Origin of the sequence: Mycobacterium sp. E2733, assembly GCF_001667585.1 — a bacterium.
Classification (GTDB): domain Bacteria; phylum Actinomycetota; class Actinomycetes; order Mycobacteriales; family Mycobacteriaceae; genus Mycobacterium.
Window position 1 is genome coordinate 106,184 of the sequence record NZ_LZJZ01000140.1, and the last position, 22,058, is coordinate 128,241.

The following is a 22,058-nucleotide window of genomic DNA, read 5'->3' on the forward strand; positions in this document are numbered from 1 at the left end:
GTATACCTTGCGCCAGAGCCATCAAAGTCGGCGGCCTATGGAGGCGGCTGCCCGGGCGGCGCCGGGGGCGGCGGCGCCAGCAGCGGAATGGTGATCGGGGGCAGACCCGGGATCTCCACCACCTGCGACCCGACCGGCGGCGGGCCGCCCTCGGCGGGCGGCGGCGGGGCCGGCGGGATGCCGTTGCTGACCTGGATGGTGATGATCGACCCCGGGATCGTCGCGCCGCTCGGTGTGGTTCCGACCACCTCGCCCTGCTTCGCCGAGCTGTTGACGAAGTTGTTCTGGTCGGCGACCTGGAAGCCGGCCTCCTTGAGGCGCGAGCGGGCCGCGTCGATATCCAGGCCGGCGACGCTCGGCACCCGCGACCCGGGCGACCCGTCGACGTAACGAGGATCGGTCGGCGGCAACTGCACCGGACCGAAATTGGTGGCGATCGGCTTCATCGCCGTGAACCAGGTGCGGGCCGGCTCGTTACCGCCGTACAGGTCGCCCTCGCCGCAGTGGCGCAGCGGCGACGAGCACAGGTCCGTCGGTGTCGTGGAGTCGTCATAGATGTAGTTGGCCGCCGCGTAGTGGTTGGTGAATCCGACGAAGCCGGAGGAGCGGTGGGCCTCCGTGGTGCCCGTCTTGCCGGACATCGGCAGGGTCCAGCCGGCGGCGCTGGCCGAGCCGGATGCCGTGCCGCCGCCCACCGCGTCCTTGCTCATCGCGTTGGCCAGGGTGTTCGCCAGGCCTTCGGGCACCACCTGGTCGCAGGTCTCGGTGGTCACCGCGACTTCGTTGCCGTGCCGGTCGATCAGCTTGTCGATGGGGTTCGGCGGACACCACGTGCCGCCGGAGGCCAGCGTCGCGGCGACGTTGGACAGCTCCAGCGCGTTCACCTCGATGGGGCCCAGGGTGAACGAGCCGATGTTCTGCCGTTTGACGAAGTCGGCCAGGCTCTCGTTGCTGTCGGGGTTGTAGTCGCGGGCGGTGCCGGGATCGGCGTAGGAGCGCAGGCCCAGCTTGATCGCCATATCGACCGTACGGGTCACGCCGACCTGCTGAATCAGCTTGGCGAACGCGGTGTTCGGCGAGGTGGCCAGCGCCTCGGTCACGTTCATCGATCCGCGATAGTTGCCGGCGTTGATCACGCACCAGGTGTCCTTGGGACAGCCTTTGGCCCCGCCGCTGCCCATGCCCTTGGCCTGGAATCGGCCCGGCACCTCGAGCGTGGCGTTGGTGCCCATGCCCATGTCCAGCGCGGCGGCCGTCGTGAAGATCTTGAAGACGGACCCGGCGCCGTCGCCGACCAGGGAGAACGGCTGCGGTCGCATCGTTTCACCGGCGTCGAGGTTCAGGCCGTAGGTCCGGTTGCTGGCCATCGCCATCACCTTGTGCGACGTCTTGCCGGGCTGGATCACGCTCATCACGCTGGAGATGCCCGGCAGGGTCGGGCTGGCGAACTGGTCGATGGCCGCCTTGACCGGGGTTTGCACGTCCGGATCCAGCGTGGTGCGGATCAGGTAGCCGCCGCGGGCCACCTGTTCTTTGCTGATGCCGGCGCGGGACAGGTACTCCTGGACGTAGTCGCAGAAGAACGCGCGATCGCCGGCCGCGATGCAGCCCCGCGGCAGCTCGTTGGGCTGCGGCAGCACGCCGAGCGGGGTGGCCTTGGCGGCGCGCAAGGCGTCGGCCTCCTGGGGGATGTTCTCGATCATGGTGTCCAGCACCAGGTTTCGCCGCGCCAGCGCGCCCTCGGGGTTGGTGTAGGGGTTCAGCGCGCTGGTCGACTGCACCATGCCCGCCAGCAGCGCCGCCTGCTGCCAGTTCAGGTCCGAGGCGTTGATGCCGAAGTAGGTCTGGGCCGCGTCCTGCACGCCGAACGAACCGTTGCCGAACGACACCAGGTTCAGGTAGCGGGTCAGGATTTCGGGCTTGGTGAATGTCTTGTCCAGCGTGAGCGCCATCCGGATCTCGCGCAGCTTGCGGGCCGGGGTGGTTTCGACGGCGGCCCGCTTCTCGGCATCGGTCTTCGCCGTCACCAGCAACTGGTAGTTCTTGATGTATTGCTGCTCGATGGTGGAACCGCCACGGGTGTCGACGTCGCCGCGCGCGTAGCCCGCCAGCCCGGTCAGCGTGCCCTTCCAGTCCACCCCGTTGTGGTCGGCGAACCGCTTGTCCTCGATGGACACGATGGCCAGCTTCATCGTGTTGGCGATCTTGTCGCTGGGCACTTCGAAGCGGCGCTGGGAGTACAGCCAGGCGATGGTGTTGCCCTTCGCGTCGACCATCGTCGACACCGCGGGCACCTCGCCCTCGAGGAGTTGGGCCGAGCCGTTGGCGACGACTTCGGAGGCCCGGTTGGACACCAGTCCCAATCCGCCCGCGAACGGAAACATCAGCGCCGTGGCGACGACGCCGGCCAGCAAGCAATACCCGGCAAGCTTCGAAACCGTGAGAAGGGCCGGGGGGCGGTCTGACATGGCTACTACAGTAGCGGCCCCCAGTCACCCCGCCACGCTGCGAGTTCACCCATTTTTTGTTCCTGTGATTGACCAGCGTTTTGCCGCCGCGAGTGCGATAAAATTTGCGCGTGCGTCAGCGGGCGGACCCGCGCGCGTGCGCAAGATCACTTCGATCGCCTACCCTTTTGCGACGAGACGGGACGCCCGTCCCAAAAAAAGCGTTATCGGACTGTTGCGCAATTGGCACCTGACCACCTAACTTAGACACACGGTGAGATTCAGGTAACACCGATGTACACAGTGTGGCGTAGATCGCAGGTATGGATCTGCACCCCTGGAGGGCGGTCGCGAGAGCGGCCGGTAGGGAAGGGAACAGTTCGTGTCAGGAACACGGCCTGCGGCGCGTAGGACAAACATTGCGGCCGCACAAGGGGTACTCCGCAGCGTTGATGCCGAAGAACGGATCGCCTGGGTTTCCAAAGCACTGTGCCGGACCACGGACCCGGACGAACTCTTCGTTCGAGGGGCCGCCCAACGCAAGGCCGCCGTCATCTGCCGGCACTGCCCGGTCATGCAGGAGTGCGGCGCGGACGCGCTGGACAACAAAGTCGAGTTCGGCGTCTGGGGCGGCATGACCGAGCGTCAGCGCCGGGCGCTGCTCAAGCAGCACCCAGAAGTGGTGTCCTGGTCGGACTTCTTCGACAAGAGGAGAACTCGCAGCGCCGGCTGACCAACGGTTCGACCGGGCTCCTAGCGCACGGACCCCTGGGCGGCGGCGCGGGCCGCGCCTTCACCGGTGATCTGATCGGCGAGCGCGCGCAACGCTTCCAGGTCCGAGACGTCGAACGGCAGCGAGGGAACGCCGACCACCGGCACGTGCGGGTTGGCCCCGGTGAACCGCGACAGCAACCTGATCTCCCGTTTGGCGGTCTGCGCGCGGTCGGCATGAATCCTCAGCACGGCCGCCGCGAGCGAAGCCGCCTCGGAATCCGGCTCGGCCGCAAGTGTTTCGGTTCCATCGATCGCCCGCTCGGCGGGCAACGAGCACAACGTCGGATGGGTGCGGTTCAAGACCAGCCCGGCGAGCGGCATGCCTTCGGTAGACAGCCGGTCGACGAAGAAGGACGCCTCGCGCAGCGCGTCGGGTTCGGCCGCCGACACCACGACGAACTGCGTGCCGCGCCTCTTCAGTAGCGAGTACGTCCGATCCGCCTTCTCCCGGAAGCCGCCGAAGGTGGCGTCGAGTGATTGCACGAACGCCGCCGCGTCGCTCAGCATCTGTGAGCCGAGCACGGTGGACATCGCCTTCATCGCCAAACCCATTGCACCGGTGACCAATCGGCCTATGCCCCGGCCAGGCGCGAGCAGCAGCCGCCACAGCCGGCTGTCCATGAAGCTGCCCAACCGTTTGGGCGCGTCCAGGAAGTCCAGCGCGTTGCGCGACGGCGGGGTGTCCACCACCACCAGGTCCCAGCGATCCTCGGCCAGCAGCTGGCCCAGCTTCTCCATCGCCATGTATTCCTGCGTGCCGGCGAGCGAGCTGGCGACCGTCTGGTAGAACTGGTTGTCCAGAATCGCCTGCGCCCGGCCGTTTCCGGAGTACTGGACCACCATCTCGTCGAACGTGCGGCGCATGTCGAGCATCATCGCGTGCAACTCGCCGGGAACCTCGGACGCCAGGGGCACCCGTTGCGGGGTGTTGCCGAGGTCGTTGACCCCCAGCGCCTGTGCCAGCCGCTTGGCCGGGTCGATCGTCAAAACGCAGACGTTGCGGCCGTATTCGGCCGCGCGCAACGCCATCGCGGCCGCGGTGGTGGTCTTGCCCACCCCGCCGGCGCCGCAGCACACCACCACCCGGTTGGTCGTGTCGGCCAAGATCGAGGCCATATCAAGCCTATTCGGCGTCGTACTCATCGAACTCCTTGCTGCGCAAGTGATTCCGAAAGCTCGTAGAGGCTTCCGAGGTCGACGCCGTCGGAGATCGCCGGCAATTCCAGCCGGGGCACCTGCAACGCGTCCAGTTGTTGCGCGATCTCGGCGCGCGCGGCGATGACCGTCGCGTGTTCGATGGTCTCGGTCAGTAACCCGGCGAAGTCGGTGTCGTTCAGCTTGATCCCCGCCATTTCCAATCCGGCCCGCACCGAGTCCGCGTCGACGTGTCCCTCGGCGGCCTTCGCCAGGTCGGCGGGCTGCAGATGGGACGCGATGTTGCGATTTACGATCACGCTGCCGATCGGCAGCTCCATCTCGGCGAGCTCCTCGATGGCTTCCAACGTTTCCTGCACCGGCAGCGCCTCCAGCAGCGTGACCAGGTGGATGGCGGTCTGCTCGGAGTGCAGCAGCTTCACCACGCCTTCGGCCTGCCCGTGCACCGGCCCGCCCTTGGCCAGATCCGACACCGCCTTGGTGACGTCCAGGAAGCGGGCGATCCGCCCCGTCGGTGGCGCGTCAACCACGACCGCGTCGTAGACGGGAAGCCGGGTCTTATCGACGCGCACCACCGATTCCTTGATCTTTCCGGTGAGCAGCACGTCGCGCAGGCCGGGCGCGATCGTCGTCGCGAACTCGATGGCGCCGATGCGCCGCATCGCCCGCCCGGCGATGCCGAGGTTGTAGAACATGTCCAGGTATTCCAGGAACGCCGCCTCGATGTCGATGGCCAGCGCGTTGACCTGGCCGCCGCGTTCGGCGGTCGCGATCTTGACCTCCTGGTAAGGCAGCGGAGGGACGTCGAAGAGTTGCGCAATGCCTTGGCGCCCTTCGACTTCCACGAGAAGAACCTTGCGGCCTCCGGCTGCCAGGGTCAGTGCCAATGCGGCCGCTATCGTCGACTTGCCCGTACCGCCTTTGCCGGTGACGAAATGCAGGCGCGCCTTTGAGAGCCGCGCCGGCCAGCCGACGGCGCTACCGCCGGTCGATGTGTTTGCCACCTTCGCATGCTAGCCCGACCGGCGCCCGGCCCCCGGGCAGGCCAGAACCGTTCACGTCCGACCGATAAGCTCGCGCCATGAGCCAACCGATCGCATGGGAATACGTCACCGTCCCGCTGCTGACGCACGCCACCAAACAGATTCTCGACCAGTGGGGTGCCGACGGCTGGGAATTGGTGTCGGTACTGCCCGGGCCAACCGGTGAGCAACACGTCGCGTATTTGAAGCGCCCCAAGTAGATGACCGCCTCCGCCCGGCTCGCCGAACTCGGGGTCGCGCTTCCTGAGGTGGTGGCGCCGCTGGCCGCCTATGTGCCCGCGGTGCGGACGGGCAACCTGGTCTACACCGCGGGTCAGCTGCCGATGCAGGCGGGGCAGCTGGTCGGCACCGGCAAGGTCGGGGGCCGGGTCAGCCCGGAAGAGGGCAGGGCGATGGCGCGGCTCTGCGCGCTGAACGCCCTGGCGGCCGTCGATTCGCTGGTGGGTATCGACGCGGTGACGCGAGTGGTCAAGGTCGTCGGCTTCGTCGCCTCCGCTCCGGGTTTCAACGGCCAGCCCAGCGTCGTCAACGGCGCTTCGGAGCTGCTCGCGGAGGTGTTCGGCGAGGACGGCGCACATGCGCGGTCGGCCGTCGGCGTGTCCGAGCTGCCGCTGGATGCACCGGTCGAAGTGGAGCTGATCGTGGAGGTCGGCCCGCGAACATGACCGAGGCACCCGAGTCGCCGAGTCATCCCGCATACGGCACGCTGCGGGCCGTCACCGAAACTGCCTCGGTTCTGCTGGCCGACAACCCCGGATTGCTGACGCTCGAGGGCACCAACACCTGGGTGCTGCGCGGCAAGGGCAGCGACGAGTTGGTGGTGGTGGACCCCGGGCCGGACGACGACGAGCACCTCGCCCGGGTCGCCGAGCTGGGCCGCATCACGCTCGTACTCATCAGTCACCGGCACGGCGATCACACCGACGGCATCGACAATCTGGTCGAGCGGACCGGCGCGACGGTGCGGTCGGCGGGCAGCGGTTTTCTGCGCGGCCTCGGCGGTCACCTCACCGATGGCGAGGTGATCGACGCGGCCGGCCTCAAGATCAAGGTGATGGCCACCCCCGGCCACACCGCCGACTCGTTCTCGTTCGTGCTCGACGACGCCGTCCTCACCGCCGACAGCGTGCTGGGCCGCGGCACCGCCGTGATTGATTCCGAAGACGGCAGCCTGGCCGACTACCTGGAATCGTTGCGGCGCTTGCGTGGTCTGGGGCGACGTACCGTGCTGCCGGGTCACGGTCCGGACCTGGCCGACCTGGAGGCCGTCGCGTCGGGCTACCTGATGCACCGGCAGGAACGGCTGGAGCAGGTGCGCGCGGCGTTGCGGGAGATCGGCGACGACGCCACCGCCCGCCAAGTCGTCGAACACGTCTATGTGGACGTCGACGAGAAACTCTGGGACGCGGCCGAATGGTCCGTTCAGGCGCAGCTGGACTATTTGCAGCGCTGAACTCGCGCCGAAATCGACGCTACTGCGAAAAGTCCGAGTGAACGGGCCGATAACGTCGCTCTCGAATTACCTCGCTCGCGTTCGATTCTCGCTCGGTTGCGCCCGCGCTCCGCGCGCGCTTACCTCGCTCGGCGTTCGATTCTCGCTCGGTTGCGCCCGCGCTCCGCGCGCGCTTACCTCGCTCGGCGCGCGAGCCTTTCGGAGTCCGAAATCAGCACACTCTTGCCCTCCAGGCGGATCCAGCCGCGGTGGGCGAAGTCGGCCAGCGCTTTGTTCACCGTCTCCCGGGAAGCGCCCACCAGCTGGGCGATCTCCTCCTGGGTCAGGTCGTGGGTGACCCGCATCGCGCCACCCTCCTGGGTGCCGAAGCGCTGGGCGAGCTGCAGCAGCTGCTTGGCCACCCGGCCGGGCACGTCGGTGAAGATGAGGTCGGCCAGATTGTTGTTGGTGCGGCGCAGCCGTCGGGCCAGCACCCGCAGCAGCTGCTCGGCGATCTCGGGACGGTCGGCGATCCAGGCCCGCAGCGCGTCGCGGTCCATCGACACCGCGCGCACCTCGGTGATGGTGGTCGCGCTGGAAGTCCGTGGGCCAGGGTCGAAGATGGACAATTCGCCGAACATGTCCGACGGGCCCATGATCGTCAGCAGGTTCTCCCGGCCATCGGGTGAGCGACGGCCGATCTTGACCTTCCCGGAGACGATGATGTACAGCCGATCACCCGGCTCGCCTTCGGCGAAGACCGTGTGCCCACGGGGAAAGTCGACGGGTTGCAGTTGCTTCGTCAGCGCGGCGACCGCGCCGGGCTCAACCCCTTGGAAGATTCCTGCCCTTGCCAGGATCTCGTCCACGTTGCCTCTTCAGCTTCCAATGATTTGTGTACGGGCAGGTTAATCCCGTGCTCGCGTGATGAGTCTAGCGGTAGGACATTTTGTCCAACGTGCAACGCTACACACGATTGACGTGTCGAGTGGCCTTAAACTGCGGATTGATGTGCGGATGCGCTTGAATTCGCGTCGGCAATGTCAGCTCGGCAGGGTCAATGAAGCTCGCGGCAAACGACGGCGCCGCGTGCCGTGGCCCGGCAGTCAGCCCGGCCAAGGCGGCCTCGGAAAGTTCGCGAGCCTCGCGCCGGTGCAGGTATTCCAGCGCCTCGGGCATGCCCTCCCGGGCCAGGGTGTGCACGTCGACAAGTTCGGCGTGCTCGAAAAGCTCGGTGACCGCGATGATGGCGATGTCCTCGCGGGCCAGCCCCCGTTCGAGCCGCCCCAAGCCGAGCGCCGCCAGCATCAGCAACGCCGGGACGCAGGCCACCAGCAACCATGACACAAGGAGAGTAAACATGGACTTCAATCAACACGAGGTCTCGGCGAGATCACGAAATCAGTACTCTGTCGTAGGTGACAGCGGCAAAGTCGTCCGGACGCTCGAAGTCCTCGTCGGTCCCAGCGGGCGGCAACGGCGCGCGGCGCTGGTCTGAGGAGACCCGGGCCGGCCTGGTGCGGCGGGCCCGCCGCATGAATCGTGCGCTGGCACAGGCGTTTCCGGACGCGCACTGCGAGCTGGACTTCACCACGCCGCTGGAGCTGACCGTCGCCACCATCCTTTCCGCGCAGAGCACCGACAAACGGGTGAACCTCACGACGCCGGCGTTGTTCAAGCGCTATCCCTCGGCCCTGGACTACGCGCAGGCGGACCGCGACGAACTGGAAACCCTGATCCGTCCGACCGGGTTTTTCCGCAACAAGGCGACCTCCCTCATCGGCCTCGGGCAGGCGCTGGTCGAACGGTTCGACGGCGAAGTGCCTTCCACCATGGAAGAACTGGTCACGCTGCCGGGAGTGGGCCGCAAGACCGCCAACGTCATCCTGGGCAACGCCTTTGGCGTCCCCGGCATCACGGTCGACACCCACTTCGCGCGGCTGCTGCACCGGTGGCGCTGGACCACCGACAAGGATCCGGTCAAGATCGAGCGCGCGGCCGGCGAACTGATCGAACGCAGCGAGTGGACCATATTGAGCCACCGCGTGATCTTCCACGGCCGCCGGGTATGCCACGCGCGCAAGCCGGCCTGCGGTGTCTGCGTGGTGGCCAAGGACTGCCCCTCCTTCGGTCTCGGCCCCACCGAGCCGCTGCTGGCCGCGCCCCTGGTGCGGGGCCCGGAAACCGAGCACTTGCTGGCCCTGGCCGGCCTGTAGACGCCCACCACCTTGACGCGGACCACGCGCTGGACCATCGCGATCCTCGCGGTGGTGGCGGCGCTGGCGGCGGCCCTGGTGGCCCAGCTGCGCGACGAGTCCGCGCCCACCCCGAAGCCCGGCACGGCCATGAGCCCGCCCGACCGCGAACACCGCGACGCCGACACCCCGGCCGCGCTGGCGGGTCCGCGGCAGCGGGCCGGCCTGCCGCCCTGTCCCACCGCCCGCGACGGCCCCGGCCCCTCCGCGCTGCGCGGTGTCACGGCCGAGTGCGCCGCCGACGGTTCGGTCGTCGACGTCGGGCGCGCGCTGGCCGGGCGGCGCGTGATCCTCAACTTGTGGGCCTATTGGTGCGCGCCGTGCGCGGCCGAACTGCCCGCGATGGCCGAGTATCAACGTCGAGCCGGGTCTGACGTGATGGTGGTGACCGTGCATCAGGACGAGAACGAGACAGCCGCGTTGTTGCGGCTGGCCGAACTGGGCGTTCGGCTGCCGACCATGCAGGACGGTCGCCGTCGGGTCGCGGCGGCCCTGGGCGTGGTAAACGTGATGCCCGCGACGGTGGTTCTGCGGCCGGACGGTAGCGTTGCCCAGATGCTGCCGCGGGCCTTCGCCAGCGCCGACGAGATCGCCGCCGCGGTCGGAAATGACAAGGGATAAGCCGAAAATTGAACCGACTGGAGCGCTCCGCGGGAGCTGGGGGCACCCCCCCGCCCGCGGAAGGTGGCGACCCCGCCCGGGCGCGCGGGGCGGTCGCGCTGAGCCCCGACGCCTCTCCACTGTGGCTGCGGCCCTTGGTCGATAACGTGGAACGGATGCCGGACGCGTACCGGCGTCGGCTGCCGGCCGACGTGTTGGCGATGATCACCGGCAAGGCGGCGTCGTCCCTGTCGGCGATGCGCGGCAGCGGTCGGGAGGCCGCCGTCTTGGTGTTGTTCTCGGGCCCGCAGTCCGCGCCGGCCGACGGCGGGGTACCCGACGACGCCGACCTTCTGGTCACCGTGCGGGCCTCGACGCTGCGCCATCACGCCGGCCAGGCGGCATTTCCCGGCGGCGCCTCCGATCCCACCGACGCCGGCCCGGTGTCCACCGCCTTGCGCGAAGCGCAGGAGGAAACCGGCATCGACGTGTCGCGGTTGCGTCCCTTGGTCACCATGGAGCGCACGTTCATTGCGCCGTCACGATTTCACGTCGTCCCGGTGCTGGCCTACTCGCCGGATCCCGGTCCGGTGGCCGTCGTCAACCAGGCCGAAACGGCGATCGTGGCGCGAGTACCGTTGCGCGCCTTCATCAACCCGGACAACCGGCTGATGGTGTACCGGGGTGACCTCGGCCGCCGGTGGGCCGGACCGGCGTTTCTGCTGAACGAGATGCTGGTCTGGGGATTCACTGGCCAGGTGATCTGTGCGATGCTCGACGTCGCCGGCTGGGCCCAGCCCTGGGACACCACCGACGTCCGCGAGCTGGACGCGGCGATGGCGCTGGTCGGCGAGCAGGGTGGCCCCCCCCGATGAACATGAACGCGATGACCCCGTCACAGTGGCTTGACGTGGCCGTGCTCTCGGTCGCGTTCATCGCCGCCGTGTCGGGCTGGCGTTCAGGCGCGGTGGGGTCGCTGTTCTCGTTCGTGGGCGTGTTGCTGGGCGCGATCGCGGGCGTGCTGCTGGCGCCCCACCTCGTCAGCCACATCGCCGCGCCCCGGGCCAAGTTGTTCGCCGCCCTCTTCCTGATCCTGGCGCTGGTCGTCGTCGGCGAGGTCGCAGGCGTGGTGCTGGGGCGGGCGGTTCGGGGCGCGATCCGCAGCCGCACGATCCGGACGGTCGACTCCTTCATCGGGGTGGGCGTCCAGCTCGTGGTGGTGCTGACCGCGGCCTGGTTATTGGCGACGCCGCTCACCCAGTCCAAGGACCAGCCCGAGCTGGCCGCCGCGGTGCGCGGGTCGCGGGTGCTGGCCCAGGTCAACGAGGTCGCCCCGCCGTGGCTGAAGACGGTGCCCAAGCGGTTGTCGGCGCTGCTGAACACCTCCGGCCTGCCGGCGGTGCTGGAGCCGTTCAGCCGCACTCCGGTGATTCCGGTCGCCTCGCCCGACCCCGCGCTGGCCAACAATCCGGTGGTGCAGGCCACCGCGGCCAGCGTCGTCAAGGTGCGCAGCCTGGCGCCGAGCTGCCAGAAAGTGTTGGAGGGCAGCGGATTTGTGATCGCCCCCGACCGGGTCATGACCAACGCGCACGTGGTGGCCGGTTCCAACAGCGTGCAGATCTACGCCAGCGGCAGTCCCCTGGACGCGACGGTCGTGTCCTACGACCCGTCGGTCGACATCGCCATCCTCGCCGTCCCCAACCTGCCGCCGCAGCCATTGTCCTTCGCTCAGTCCGAGGCGAAAACCGGCACAAGCGTTGTGGTGCTGGGATATCCGGGCGGCGGTAGCTTCACCGCGACCCCGGCCCGCATCCGCGAGGTCATCAAACTCAGCGGTCCCGACATCTACCGCGACCCCGCACCGGTCACCCGCGACGTCTACACCATCAGAGCCAATGTGGAGCAAGGTAATTCGGGTGGCCCGTTGATCGACCTAAACGGTCAGGTGCTCGGCGTGGTGTTCGGCGCGGCCGTCGACGATCCCGACACCGGCTTCGTGTTGACGGCCGACGAGGTGGCCAGTCAGCTCGCCAAAATCGGGGACAGCCGGCAGGTGACCACCGGTGCCTGCGTCAGCTGACCACGTAGTCGAGAAATTTCATCAAGTGTCGGTTGATCTCGTCGGGCACCTCTTCGTGGCTGAAATGCCCTGCGCCGTCGATGGATACGTAACGTCCCTGCGGGGCGTAACGCTGCGTCCGGTTGACCGGGTCGGCCAGCACATACGGATCGGCGTCGCCGCGCAGGTGTAGCAGCGGCACGCTGAGCTGTTGGCACATCGATTTCATGAAGCGGCGGCCTTCGTCGCGCAGTTGACTGCGCACCGCCCAGCGCTGGTATTCCAGCGCGCAGTGCGCCGCCGACGGGATCTGAATGGCCAGCCGCAGGTGACCGATGGATTCGGAAAAGTCTTCGGAGGCAAGCCATTTAGGGCAGCTGCGGCTGCGGACCAGCCGCTCGATCTCCGCCGCGTGGTCGCGGGTCAGCAGGCGCTCCGGCCAGATCGGGACCTGATAGCGCAGCAACGTCGGCAGCAGTGCGTACGCCTGGTCGCGGCGGGTCAGCGTGGACCGGCGCAGCGCCGCCGGGTGCGGCGAGCTGATCAGCGCGATGGCCGACACCAATCGTGCGTGCAGCAGCGCGGTCGCCCAACAGGCCAGCCCGCCGTCGGCGTGACCGACGAGCGTCGCCGACGAGTGCCCCAGCGCCCGAATGAGGCCGGCCGTGTCACCGGCCAGCGTCCAGCCGTCGTAGCCGCGGGGCGGCTTATCGCTGCCGCCGTAGCCGCGCAGGTCGACCGCGACCACCCGCGCCCCGCTCAGCCCCCGCAATTGGTGACGCCACGACCACCAGAACGAACCGAAACCGTGCAGCAGCATCACCAGCGGCCGGGCCGTGGGCGGTGCGGCCGTGTCCGCGCCGGTGGGCAGGGCCTCGACGACGTGGAACCGGATGCCGTTGGCGTGAACGTCCAAATGTCGCCACGGCCCGTCGATGCGGGTTACCGACGGGTCCGGCGGCGCCATTTACCAACCCGATGGATCGGTTTCGGGCTTTTCGTGCCTGCCACGCTCGGAGAGCTGCTTGGGGGCGCCGTGCGCCTTGTCGTGGCCCGGGGTGAGCGCGGTGCGCGTCTCCTTGACCGATTCGATCGTCTCCCGCGGTCCCCGGATCCGGCGCACCTTGAGGAAGCCCAGCAGTGCCAGCAGCGCCCCGACCACCACCTGGACCCCGAAAACGATCAGGAACGCCACCCAGCGCCACAGCCAGGTGTCGAGCAGTTCTGCGACGAAGAAGAAGAAAAAGAACGTGGAGTAGAACAGCACCACCAGCGCGGCGATGAAGAAGACGCTGCCGGTCAGGCCTTTCTTTACGTCGCGCGTGATCTCCGCCCGCGCCAGTTCGACCTCGGCGCGCACCAGCGTGGAGACCTGCGTGGTCGCGTCCTTGATCAGGTCGCCGATCGAGGGCTCGGCAGGCCGGGCGTGCGGGTCGGTCAGGGGGATGGTGGTCAGGGTGGTGGGCACACCATTCTTGCCATCGGGTTTGCTCACAAACGGTCCCCTCTTTCGTCATTGCCCGGCGCTGTCGTCGCGGTTTATGTTGCCATGCGGCGCCATGCCAGACGAGGCCAGCCGAAGACGGCGACCGGCCCGGCTCCTGCCGGGGGCGTCGCGAGGGCGTTCAAGTAAATGCCCAAGCGGACCGTTTCCAAACTCCTCCAGTGTTAGCGGGCTACCGTGCGGCGGCCGCCGGGTCGACGTAGCGGGGGCTTCATTCCGCTCGTAATGCCGCACGGGCACAACGGAAGCGGTCGGCGTTGACCGGCGGCCGCGCTCGGCGCGGGCGCACGAGACGCCTGGCCGACTAGACTGGTTGAGCCGGTCGGGATGTCCGGCCTGTCGATGGGAGTGGTGCTGTGTTGACGGCGCACCGGTGCTTCGTGGCGGCAATGGGTGCGGTGCTTCTGGTCCTGGTGGGCTGCCCCGCACGCGCCGCGGCCGCCGATGTCAGGATCCCGATGGGCGGCGGCGCCGGCATCGTCATCAATGGGGACACGATGTGCACCCTGACGACCATCGGGGGCGATGCCGCCGGTGAGCTGATCGGTTTCACCTCCGCGCACTGCGGCGGTCCCGGCGCGCAGGTCTCCGCCGAGGGCGCCGAGAACGCCGGTGTCCTGGGCACCATGGTGGCCGGCAACGACAACCTCGACTACGCCGTCATCAAGTTCGATCCCGCCAAGGTGACACCGACGGCAAACTACAACGGGTTCGCGATCAACGGCCTCGGCCCGGATCCGGCCTTCGGCGAAATCGCCTGCAAGCAGGGCCGCACCACCGGAAACTCGTGCGGCGTCACCTGGGGGCCGGGCCAGGACCCCGGCACCATCGTCATGCAGGTCTGCGGCCAGCCGGGGGACTCCGGTGCGCCGGTGACGGTGAACAACCTGCTGGTCGGCATGATCCACGGGGCGTTCAGCGACAACCTGCCGACCTGCATCATTAAGTACATTCCGCTGCACACCCCCGCGGTGGTGCAGTCGTTCAACGCGGTTTTGGGCGACGTCAACGCCAAGCACCGGCCCGGTGCCGGGTTCACGCCGCTACCGGCCTGAGACGGCTATTTCGAGGTCTGGATCGCGTCGAACACGCCGGGGTCCAGCAGCGTCGACGTGTCACCGAGTTCGCGGTTTTCGGCGACGTCGCGTAGCAGCCTGCGCATGATCTTGCCACTGCGCGTCTTGGGCAGTTCGGGCACGACGTGGACCTCCCGGGGCTTCGCGATCGGGGAGATCTCCCGGGCGACCTCGACGCGCAACTCGTCGACTATCCCGTCGTGCACCTCGAATTCGGCGCACAGCACTACGAACGCGCAGATGGCCTGGCCGGTGGTTTGATCGGTCACCCCGACGACGGCCGCCTCGGCCACTGCGCCGTGCCCGACCAGCGCCGACTCCACCTCCGCGGTCGAAAGTCGATGGCCGGACACGTTCATCACGTCGTCGATGCGCCCCACCACCCAGATGGCGCCGTCGCGGTCGTAGTAGGCGCTGTCGCCGGCGAAGTACCAGCCCTGCTCGGCGAACCTCGACCAGTAGGTCTCGATGTAGCGTTCGGGATCGCCCCAGATGCCGCGCAGCATGGACGGCCACGGTTGATCGAGCACCAGGTAGCCGGTGACGTGTTCGCCCTTGTGGACGGCGGGCGTCAGTTGTTCGCCGTGGTCGTCGACGATCTTCGCCGAGATGCCCGGCAACGGCCGCATCGCCGAACCGGGCTTGGCCGTCGCCACCCCGGGCAGCGGGCTGATCATCGCGGAGCCGGTCTCGGTCTGCCACCAGGTGTCCACGATGGGCAGTTTGTCGGCGCCGATCACCTTGCGGTACCAGCGCCACGCCTCCGGGTTGATCGGTTCGCCGACCGATCCCAGCAGCCGCAGGCTGGACAGGTCATGCGCGTCGGGGATTTCGCGACCCCACTTCATGAACGTCCGGATGAGCGTGGGCGCGGTGTAATAGGTTGTCACGCCGTACTTTTCAATGATCTCGAAATGGCGGTGCTGGGTCGGGGTGTCTGGCGTGCCCTCGTAGAGCACCTCGGTGGCCCCGTTGGACAGCGGGCCGTAGACACCGTAGGTGTGCCCGGTGACCCAGCCGATGTCGGCGGTGCACCAGAACACGTCCGTCTCGGGCTTGAGATCGAAGACGTAGTAGTGCGTGTAGGAGGTCTGCGCCAGGTAGCCGCCGCTGGTGTGGACGATGCCCTTGGGCTTGCCGGTGGTCCCGGAGGTGTACAGCAGGAACAACGGCTGCTCGGCATCGAAGGGCTCCGGTGCGTGGTCGGGCGAAGCGGCATCGACGACGTCGTGCCACCACAGGTCGCGATCGTCGTCCCACGACACGTCAATCCCGGTGCGCCGCACCACCAGAACGCGCTCGATGGGACTGTCGCCGTCCGGGCCCGACGCGACCGCCTCGTCGGCCGCGTCCTTCAGCGATGCCGGCTTGCCGCGGCGGAACTGCCCGTCGCTGGTGATCAGCAACTTGGCCTGGGCGTCGGCGATCCGGGCCCGCAGCGCCTTGGCGGTGAAACCGGCGAACACGACGCTGTGCATGACGCCGAGCCGCGCGCAGGCCAGCATCGCGATCACCGCCTCGGGAATCAGCGGCAGGTAGATCGCGACGCGGTCACCGGCGACCAGACCCAGGTCGGTCATCGCGTTGGCCGCCTTGCACACCTCGGCCCGCAGGTCGGCGTAGGTCAGGCTGCGGCTGTCGCCGGGCTCGCCCTCCCAATGGATGGCGACGCGGTCGCCGTGGCCGGCCTCCACGTGGCGGTCGACGCAGTTGTAGGCGACGTTGAGCTTGCCGTCGGCGAACCACTTGACGAAGGGCGCCTGCGACCAATCCAGCACCTCGCTGAACGGCGTCGACCAGGAGAGCCGATTGGCCTGCTTGGCCCAGAAGGCCAGCCGGTCCTCGTCGGCCTCGCGGTACAGCCCCTCGTCCGCGTTGGCCTGTTCGGCGAACGCCGCCGGCGGCGGATACGACGACGGGCCTACGGCGTCTGTGGCGGTCACTGGCTTCCTCCTAGTGTCGAGGCTCGTCGATCGTCAGAGAGCCTAGCCCCACAAGGTGAAGAGCAACGCTTGAAACAAAGGTCAAAGCGGGCCGCCGTAGCGGATAATCACCGGTGTGCCCGGTCACGGGCGGCGCATCCGCCGACTAGCTCCCAGCTTCGCCGCGGCCGCAACGGGTTACGCGGCCACCGCTGTGCTGGGGTCACCGGCGTGGGCCATGCCGACCGACACCGCCGACGCGCCGACACCATGCTGGTCGGACCAGATCGCCGTCACCGCCGCGCCGACGCAGGCCGCGGTCGGCCACCGCGCGGCGACCCTGGTGTTCAGCCTCGCCGGGGGCGCCGAGCCGTGCACGCTGACCGGATACCCCGGGGTCGACTCGGGTGCCGGCGGGCCGCTCATTCACGCCCAGCCCACGCTGCGCGGCTACCTGGGAGGCCTGCCCGGTGGTACCGAGGCGCCACCCACCGTCATCCTGTCGCTGTCCACCCAGGCGCAGGCCGTCGTGGAGGGCATCGCCGTCGACGCCAACGGCGAGCCGTGCCCCACCTATACCGAACTGCTGGTCAACCCGCCGGACACCACCGTTGTGCTGGCCGTGCCGGCCACCATCGACGCCTGCGCGCTGCAGGTGCACCCCGTCACGCCGGTCTGAAGCGCCGTGACGAGTCGGCCTTCCCCGCCGGCGCGGGCCGCAGGCCCTAGGGTCGGGTGTCATGCGTCGGATGCGGGCCTTTGCGACCGGTGTGGTCGTCGCCGGGCTGCTGGCCGTCGCGTCCCTGACGGCTTGCGGCGGCGGGGCGCTGAGCCCCGATCTGGTGGTCGTCAACGGCGGGGAGCCGCCGAACCCGTTGATTCCGACCGGCACGAACGACAGCCTCGGAGGGCGGATCCTGGATCGACTGTTCGCCGGTTTGGTGTCCTACGACGCCGCCGGCAAACCGTCGCCGGAAGTGGCGCGGTCGATCGAGACAACCGACAACATCAACTACCGGATCATGCTCAAGCCTGGATGGAAGTTCACCGACGGCTCGCCGGTGACGGCCCATTCGTTCGTCGACGCGTGGAACTACGGTGCGCTGAGCACCAATGCCCAACTGCAACAAAGCTTTTTCAGCCCCATCGTCGGATACGACGACGTCGCCGGCCTGACCGGAGACGGAAAGCCGGCCCGCACAACCATGTCCGGGCTGCAAGTGGTCAATGATCTCGAGTTCGACGTGCGGCTCAAGGCACCGACCGTCGACTTCACGTTGCGGCTGGGACACAATGCGTTCTACCCGCTACCCGGCATGGCTTTTCGGGACATGGCGGCGTTCGGTCGCAACCCGATCGGCAACGGCCCGTATGAGTTGGCGGACGGTCCCGACGGGCCGGCCTGGGAACACAACGTCAAACTCGATTTAAAGCCCAACCCCGGCTACCACGGCAATCGCAAACCCCACAACAAAGGATTGAGGTTCGAGTTCTACGCCAACCTGGACACCGCTTATGCCGACCTGCTGTCGGGCAATCTCGATGTGCTGGACACGATTCCGTCCAGCGCGCTGACAATCTACCAGCGCGACCTCGGCGGCAACGCCGCCAGTGGTCCGGTCGCGGTCAGCCAATCGCTCGACACGCCGTTGCGGCTACCGCATTTCGGCGGCGAAGAGGGTCGACTGCGCCGCTTGGCGTTGTCGGCGGCCATCAACCGGCCGCAGATCTGTCAGCAGATCTTCAACGGCACTCGCAGCCCGGCTCGCGATTTCACCGCCAGCTCGTTGCCCGGATTCGACCGGAACATCCCTGGCAACGACGCGTTGGACTTCAACCCCGAACGGGCACGCCAACTCTGGGCGCAAGCCAATGCGATCTCGCCATGGAGCGGGCGGTACTCGATCGCATACAACGCCGACAGCGGCCATCAGGAGTGGGTGGACGCGGTGGCCAACAGCATCAAGAACGTGCTGGGCATCGACGCCGCCGGCGCGCCGCACCCCACGTTCGCGGGCTTCCGCACCCAGATCACCAACCGCACCATCGATACCGCGTTCCGCGCGGGCTGGATCGGCGACTACCCGTCGATGATCGAGTTCCTGGCCCCGCTGTACGCCACCGGAGCGGGATCCAACGACGTCGGATACTCGAGCCGGGAGTTCGATGCCGGGCTGGCCGCCGCGGAAGCAGCCCCCAACCTGCAACGGGCGGATGTGCTGGTCAACGTCGCCCAGCGAATCCTGTTGCGCGACATGCCCGCTGTGCCGCTGTGGTATTACATCGCGGTGGTCGGATGGTCGCCGCAGGTCAGCGGCGTCAAGCTCACCTGGAACGGTCTGCCCGACTACGAGAACATCGTCAAGGCGTGACAGATGGGTTTCTACATCGCGCGCCGCATCGCCGTCATGGTGCCCGTTTTCCTCGGCGCCACGCTGCTCATCTACGGCATGGTCTTCCTGTTGCCGGGTGACCCGGTAGCCGCGATCGCCGGCGACCGGCCGCTGACGCCCGAGGTGGCCGCGCAACTGCGGGCCCGCTACCACCTCGACGATCCGTTCCTGGTGCAGTACCTGCGCTACCTGGGCGGCGTGCTGCACGGCGACCTGGGCCGGTCCTACTCCGGGCTGCCGGTGAGTGACGTTCTGGCGCATGCCTTTCCGGTCACTCTACGGCTCGCGCTGATCGCCCTGGTCGTCGAGGCGGTGCTGGGCATCGGCTTCGGCGTGATCGCCGGACTGCGTACGGGGGGAGTCTTCGATTCCACCGTCCTGATCGCCGGGCTCGTCATCATCGCGATTCCGATCTTCGTCCTGGGCTTTCTGGCCCAGTTCGTCTTCGGGGTGAGGTTGGGCATCGCGCCGGTCACCGTCGGGGAGCGGTCGACGTTGGGGCGTCTGCTGCTGCCCGGCATCGTGCTGGGCTCCGTGTCGTTCGCCTATGTGGTGCGGCTGACCCGATCCGCGGTAGCGGCCAACGCGCACGCCGACTATGTCCGCACCGCCACCGCCAAAGGGTTGTCCCGGCCGCGCGTGGTGACGGTGCACATCCTGCGCAATTCGCTGATCCCGGTGGTGACGTTCCTGGGCGCCGACCTGGGGGCGCTGATGGGCGGAGCCATTGTGACGGAAGGCATTTTCAACATCCACGGCGTCGGCGGGGTGTTGTATCAGGCCGTCGCCCGGCAGGAGGCGCCGACCGTGGTGTCGATAGTCACGGTGCTGGTGTTGATCTACCTGATCACCAATCTGACGGTCGACCTGCTGTATGCGGCGCTGGACCCCAGGATCCGGTATGGCTGAGCGCAGCGGCTTCTGGCGCGACACATGGCGTGGGTTGCGCGGCCGGCCGAAGTTCGTCATCGCCGGCCTGCTGATCCTGTTCATCGTCGCGGTCGCGGTGTTTCCGGCGTTGTTCACCGGGGCGGATCCCACCTACGCCGACCCCGGCCAGAGCCTGCTTCCGCCGTCGCGCGCGCACTGGTTCGGCACCGACCTGCAGGGCCACGACGTCTACGCCCGCACCGTCTACGGCGCGCGGGCCTCGGTCACCGTCGGCTTGGGTGCGGCCCTGGCCGTTTTCGTCGTCGGCGGGGCGCTCGGCGCGCTGGCCGGCTTCTACGGCGGCTGGATCGACGCGGTGGTCTCCCGGGTCAGCGACGTGTTCTTCGGCCTGCCGCTGCTGCTGGCCGCCATCGTGCTCATGCAGGTCATGCACCACCGCACGGTGTGGACAGTGATCGCCATCCTCGCGCTGTTCGGCTGGCCGCAGGTGGCCCGCATCGCGCGCGGATCGGTGCTCGCGGTGCGCGCCAGCGATTACGTGCTCGCCGCGAAAGCGCTGGGGCTGAGCCGCTTTCAAATCCTGCTGCGCCACGCGCTGCCCAATGCCCTGGGCCCGGTCGTCGCGATGGCCACCATCGCCCTGGGCGTTTTCATCGTCACCGAGGCCACGCTGTCCTACCTGGGTGTCGGGTTGCCGACGTCGGTGGTGTCCTGGGGCGGCGACATCAATCTCGCTCAGACGCGGCTGCGGGCGGGCTCACCCATCTTGTTCTATCCCGCCGGCGCACTGGCGACCACGGTGCTGGCCTTCATGATGATGGGCGACGCGTTGCGCGACGCCCTCGATCCGGCGTCCCGAGCGTGGCGGCCATGAACGACAGGCCGCTGCTGTCCGTCGAAGGCCTCGAGGTCGCCTTCGGCGATCAGGCCGCCGTCCGCGGCGTCGACTTCACCGTCCCGCCGGGCCAAACCGTCGCGGTGGTGGGCGAGTCGGGATCGGGGAAATCCACCACGGCGGCCGCGATCCTCGGGCTGCTTCCTACCGGCGGCCGAATTACCGCCGGGCGCATCGTCTTCGACGGATCCGACATCGCCGGGGCCGGCCGCCGGACACTGCGCTCCATCAGGGGCCGCCAGATCGGCTACATACCCCAAGACCCGATGACCAACCTCAACCCGGTCTGGAAGGTCGGCTTCCAGGTATCGGAAGCGTTGCGGGCGAACACCTCCGACCGACCGACGCGGCGACGCGCCGTGGAGCTGCTCGCACAGGCGGGCATGCCGGACCCGGCGAAACAAGTGGGCCGCTATCCCCATCAGCTGTCCGGCGGCATGTGCCAACGGGCGCTGATCGCGATCGGGTTGGCGGGCCGGCCGCGGCTGCTGATCGCCGACGAGCCGACGTCCGCGCTGGATGTCACCGTGCAGCGGCAGGTGCTCGACCACCTGCAGGGTCTCACCGCTGAACTGGGCACCGCGCTGCTGCTGATCACGCACGACCTCGCGCTGGCCGCCGAACGCGCCGAGTCCCTGGTCGTCATGCGTGCGGGAGTCGTGGTGGAATACGGTGCCACACAAGCTATTTTGCGGGACCCGCGCCACGAGTACACCCAACGGCTGGTGGGCGCGGCGCCGTCGCTGACGGTGCAGAGCCCCGCCCGGCCACGTCCGGCGTACCACTGCGCGTCCGACGACATCCTGGTCGCCTCGGAGCTGACCAAGGTCTACCGTGAGTCGCGCGGCGCTCCTGGCTGGCGGGGGAAGCGGCGAACGGAATTCCGCGCAGTGGACGGGGTTTCGTTTCGGCTGCGGCGGGCGAGCACGCTGGCGATCGTCGGGGAATCGGGTTCGGGAAAGTCCACCCTGGCGCAAATGGTGCTCGGCCTCCTGCCCCCGAGCTCGGGCACCGTCGTTTTCGACGGCACCCGCATCGACGGCGAACGGCGCCGGCACCAGCAATTGGCCTTCCGGCGGCGGGTGCAGCCGGTCTTCCAAAATCCCTACAGCAGCCTGGATCCCATGTACACGGTGTTTCGCGCCATCGAGGAACCGCTGCGCATTCACCGCGTCGGCGGCCGTGGGCAGCGCGAGCGAGCGGTGCGCGAACTGGTCGACCAGGTGGCGCTGCCGTCATCGGTGTTGGGCCGGCTGCCCCGCGAGCTGTCGGGTGGCCAACGGCAGCGGGTCGCGATCGCCCGGGCGCTGGCGCTGCGGCCCGAGGTGCTGGTCTGCGACGAGGCGGTCTCCGCGCTCGACGTTCTGGTGCAGGCGCAGATATTGGATTTGCTGGCCGAGTTGCAAGCCGAACTGGGCCTCACCTACCTGTTCATCAGCCACGACCTGGCAGTGATCCGGCAGATCGCCGACGACGTCTTGGTGATGCGCGCCGGTCGGGTGGTGGAGCGGGCCGCCACCGACGAGCTGTTCACCCGGCCCCGGCACGAATACACCCGGCAGCTGCTGGAGGCCATCCCGCACGCGCCGGCATCCGATCGCTGAAGCCGGGA

General features: G+C 68.3%; 22 protein-coding genes. 14 read left to right on the forward strand and 8 right to left on the reverse strand.

Annotation, left to right across the window (positions count from 1 at the left end):
* Positions 1-35: 35 nt before the first annotated feature.
* The gene (gene ponA2, locus A5678_RS26075) at positions 36-2,468 is read right to left on the reverse strand and encodes a transglycosylase/D,D-transpeptidase PonA2 (protein WP_068049123.1); all 2,433 of its coding nucleotides are present in this window, start codon (positions 2,466-2,468) and stop codon (positions 36-38) included.
* Positions 2,469-2,829: 361 nt separating this feature from the next.
* Here ponA2 and A5678_RS26080 point away from each other — a divergent pair, with 361 nt between their 5' ends.
* Entirely contained in the window at positions 2,830-3,180 is a 351-nt protein-coding gene (locus tag A5678_RS26080; protein ID WP_068049126.1) for a WhiB family transcriptional regulator, read from the forward strand.
* A 20-nt stretch (positions 3,181-3,200) separates the two neighbouring features.
* On the opposite strand, the gene A5678_RS26085 is transcribed toward A5678_RS26080, so the two are convergent.
* Both A5678_RS26085 and A5678_RS26090 read right to left on the reverse strand, forming a co-directional pair.
* Positions 3,201-4,364: an ArsA family ATPase gene (locus A5678_RS26085; protein ID WP_068049129.1), complete on the reverse strand. Its 1,164-nt coding sequence runs from the start codon at positions 4,362-4,364 to the stop codon at positions 3,201-3,203.
* Positions 4,361-5,380, reverse strand: a complete 1,020-nt coding sequence (locus A5678_RS26090; RefSeq protein WP_068049132.1) for an ArsA family ATPase — start codon at positions 5,378-5,380, stop codon at positions 4,361-4,363. Before A5678_RS26090 ends, A5678_RS26085 begins: the two co-directional genes overlap by 4 nt.
* 77 nt (positions 5,381-5,457) lie before the next feature.
* Here A5678_RS26090 and A5678_RS27395 point away from each other — a divergent pair, with 77 nt between their 5' ends.
* From A5678_RS27395 to A5678_RS26100, 3 genes are read left to right on the forward strand one after another with little or no spacing between them, the layout of a single operon-like run.
* On the forward strand, positions 5,458-5,619 hold the full coding sequence (locus tag A5678_RS27395; protein WP_073871548.1) for a DUF4177 domain-containing protein: 162 nt from the start codon (positions 5,458-5,460) through the stop codon (positions 5,617-5,619).
* Positions 5,620-6,084, forward strand: coding sequence for a RidA family protein (locus A5678_RS26095; protein ID WP_068049135.1), 465 nt, complete (start codon positions 5,620-5,622; stop codon positions 6,082-6,084). It abuts the gene before it with no gap.
* Complete coding sequence (locus tag A5678_RS26100) at positions 6,081-6,872, forward strand: MBL fold metallo-hydrolase (protein WP_068049138.1); 792 nt, start codon at positions 6,081-6,083, stop codon at positions 6,870-6,872. The genes A5678_RS26095 and A5678_RS26100 overlap by 4 nt, the downstream gene beginning before the upstream one ends.
* Before the next feature lie 173 nt (positions 6,873-7,045).
* On the opposite strand, the gene crp is transcribed toward A5678_RS26100, so the two are convergent.
* The gene (gene crp, locus A5678_RS26105; protein WP_044508824.1) at positions 7,046-7,720 is read right to left on the reverse strand and encodes a cAMP-activated global transcriptional regulator CRP; all 675 of its coding nucleotides are present in this window, start codon (positions 7,718-7,720) and stop codon (positions 7,046-7,048) included.
* A gap of 97 nt (positions 7,721-7,817) precedes the next feature.
* Positions 7,818-8,213 (reverse strand): hypothetical protein, encoded by a 396-nt coding sequence (locus tag A5678_RS26110; protein WP_068049142.1) that lies wholly within the window; start codon positions 8,211-8,213, stop codon positions 7,818-7,820.
* Between the two features lie 173 nt (positions 8,214-8,386).
* Here A5678_RS26110 and nth point away from each other — a divergent pair, with 173 nt between their 5' ends.
* From nth to marP, 4 genes are read left to right on the forward strand one after another with little or no spacing between them, the layout of a single operon-like run.
* Positions 8,387-9,067, forward strand: a complete 681-nt coding sequence (gene nth, locus A5678_RS26115; protein ID WP_068049145.1) for an endonuclease III — start codon at positions 8,387-8,389, stop codon at positions 9,065-9,067.
* 12 nt (positions 9,068-9,079) lie between these two features.
* Positions 9,080-9,727 carry a TlpA disulfide reductase family protein gene (locus A5678_RS26120; RefSeq protein ID WP_068049148.1) on the forward strand — a complete coding sequence of 216 codons (648 nt, stop codon included), beginning with the start codon at positions 9,080-9,082 and terminating at the stop codon, positions 9,725-9,727.
* 17 nt (positions 9,728-9,744) lie between these two features.
* Positions 9,745-10,581, forward strand: coding sequence for a CoA pyrophosphatase (locus A5678_RS26125; RefSeq protein ID WP_068049212.1), 837 nt, complete (start codon positions 9,745-9,747; stop codon positions 10,579-10,581).
* Positions 10,582-10,592: 11 nt separating this feature from the next.
* Positions 10,593-11,786, forward strand: coding sequence for an acid resistance serine protease MarP (marP, locus tag A5678_RS26130; RefSeq protein ID WP_156747089.1), 1,194 nt, complete (start codon positions 10,593-10,595; stop codon positions 11,784-11,786).
* On the opposite strand, the gene A5678_RS26135 is transcribed toward marP, so the two are convergent.
* Together A5678_RS26135 and A5678_RS26140 are read right to left on the reverse strand one after the other, a co-directional pair.
* Positions 11,779-12,732 (reverse strand): alpha/beta fold hydrolase, encoded by a 954-nt coding sequence (locus A5678_RS26135; protein ID WP_068049154.1) that lies wholly within the window; start codon positions 12,730-12,732, stop codon positions 11,779-11,781. The genes marP and A5678_RS26135 overlap by 8 nt on opposite strands.
* Positions 12,733-13,260: a phage holin family protein gene (locus A5678_RS26140; RefSeq protein WP_068049156.1), complete on the reverse strand. Its 528-nt coding sequence runs from the start codon at positions 13,258-13,260 to the stop codon at positions 12,733-12,735.
* Positions 13,261-13,625: 365 nt separating this feature from the next.
* On the opposite strand from A5678_RS26140, the gene A5678_RS26145 reads away from it, so the two are divergent.
* The gene (locus A5678_RS26145) at positions 13,626-14,324 is read left to right on the forward strand and encodes a serine protease (RefSeq protein ID WP_156747090.1); all 699 of its coding nucleotides are present in this window, start codon (positions 13,626-13,628) and stop codon (positions 14,322-14,324) included.
* A 5-nt stretch (positions 14,325-14,329) separates the two neighbouring features.
* Here the strand turns inward: A5678_RS26145 and acs are convergent, their stop codons facing one another.
* Positions 14,330-16,288 (reverse strand): acetate--CoA ligase, encoded by a 1,959-nt coding sequence (acs, locus tag A5678_RS26150; protein ID WP_068049159.1) that lies wholly within the window; start codon positions 16,286-16,288, stop codon positions 14,330-14,332.
* A 115-nt stretch (positions 16,289-16,403) separates the two neighbouring features.
* Here acs and A5678_RS26155 point away from each other — a divergent pair, with 115 nt between their 5' ends.
* From A5678_RS26155 to A5678_RS26175, 5 genes are all read left to right on the forward strand, one after another.
* Entirely contained in the window at positions 16,404-16,946 is a 543-nt protein-coding gene (locus A5678_RS26155) for a DUF4232 domain-containing protein (RefSeq protein WP_197502253.1), read from the forward strand.
* Between the two features lie 61 nt (positions 16,947-17,007).
* Positions 17,008-18,639, forward strand: a complete 1,632-nt coding sequence (locus tag A5678_RS26160; protein ID WP_068049162.1) for an ABC transporter substrate-binding protein — start codon at positions 17,008-17,010, stop codon at positions 18,637-18,639.
* 3 nt (positions 18,640-18,642) lie between these two features.
* The gene (locus tag A5678_RS26165; RefSeq protein WP_068049165.1) at positions 18,643-19,569 is read left to right on the forward strand and encodes an ABC transporter permease; all 927 of its coding nucleotides are present in this window, start codon (positions 18,643-18,645) and stop codon (positions 19,567-19,569) included.
* Positions 19,562-20,425, forward strand: a complete 864-nt coding sequence (locus tag A5678_RS26170) for an ABC transporter permease (RefSeq protein WP_068049168.1) — start codon at positions 19,562-19,564, stop codon at positions 20,423-20,425. Before A5678_RS26165 ends, A5678_RS26170 begins: the two co-directional genes overlap by 8 nt.
* Positions 20,422-22,050: an ABC transporter ATP-binding protein gene (locus tag A5678_RS26175; RefSeq protein WP_068049222.1), complete on the forward strand. Its 1,629-nt coding sequence runs from the start codon at positions 20,422-20,424 to the stop codon at positions 22,048-22,050. Before A5678_RS26170 ends, A5678_RS26175 begins: the two co-directional genes overlap by 4 nt.
* Positions 22,051-22,058: the final 8 nt, after the last annotated feature.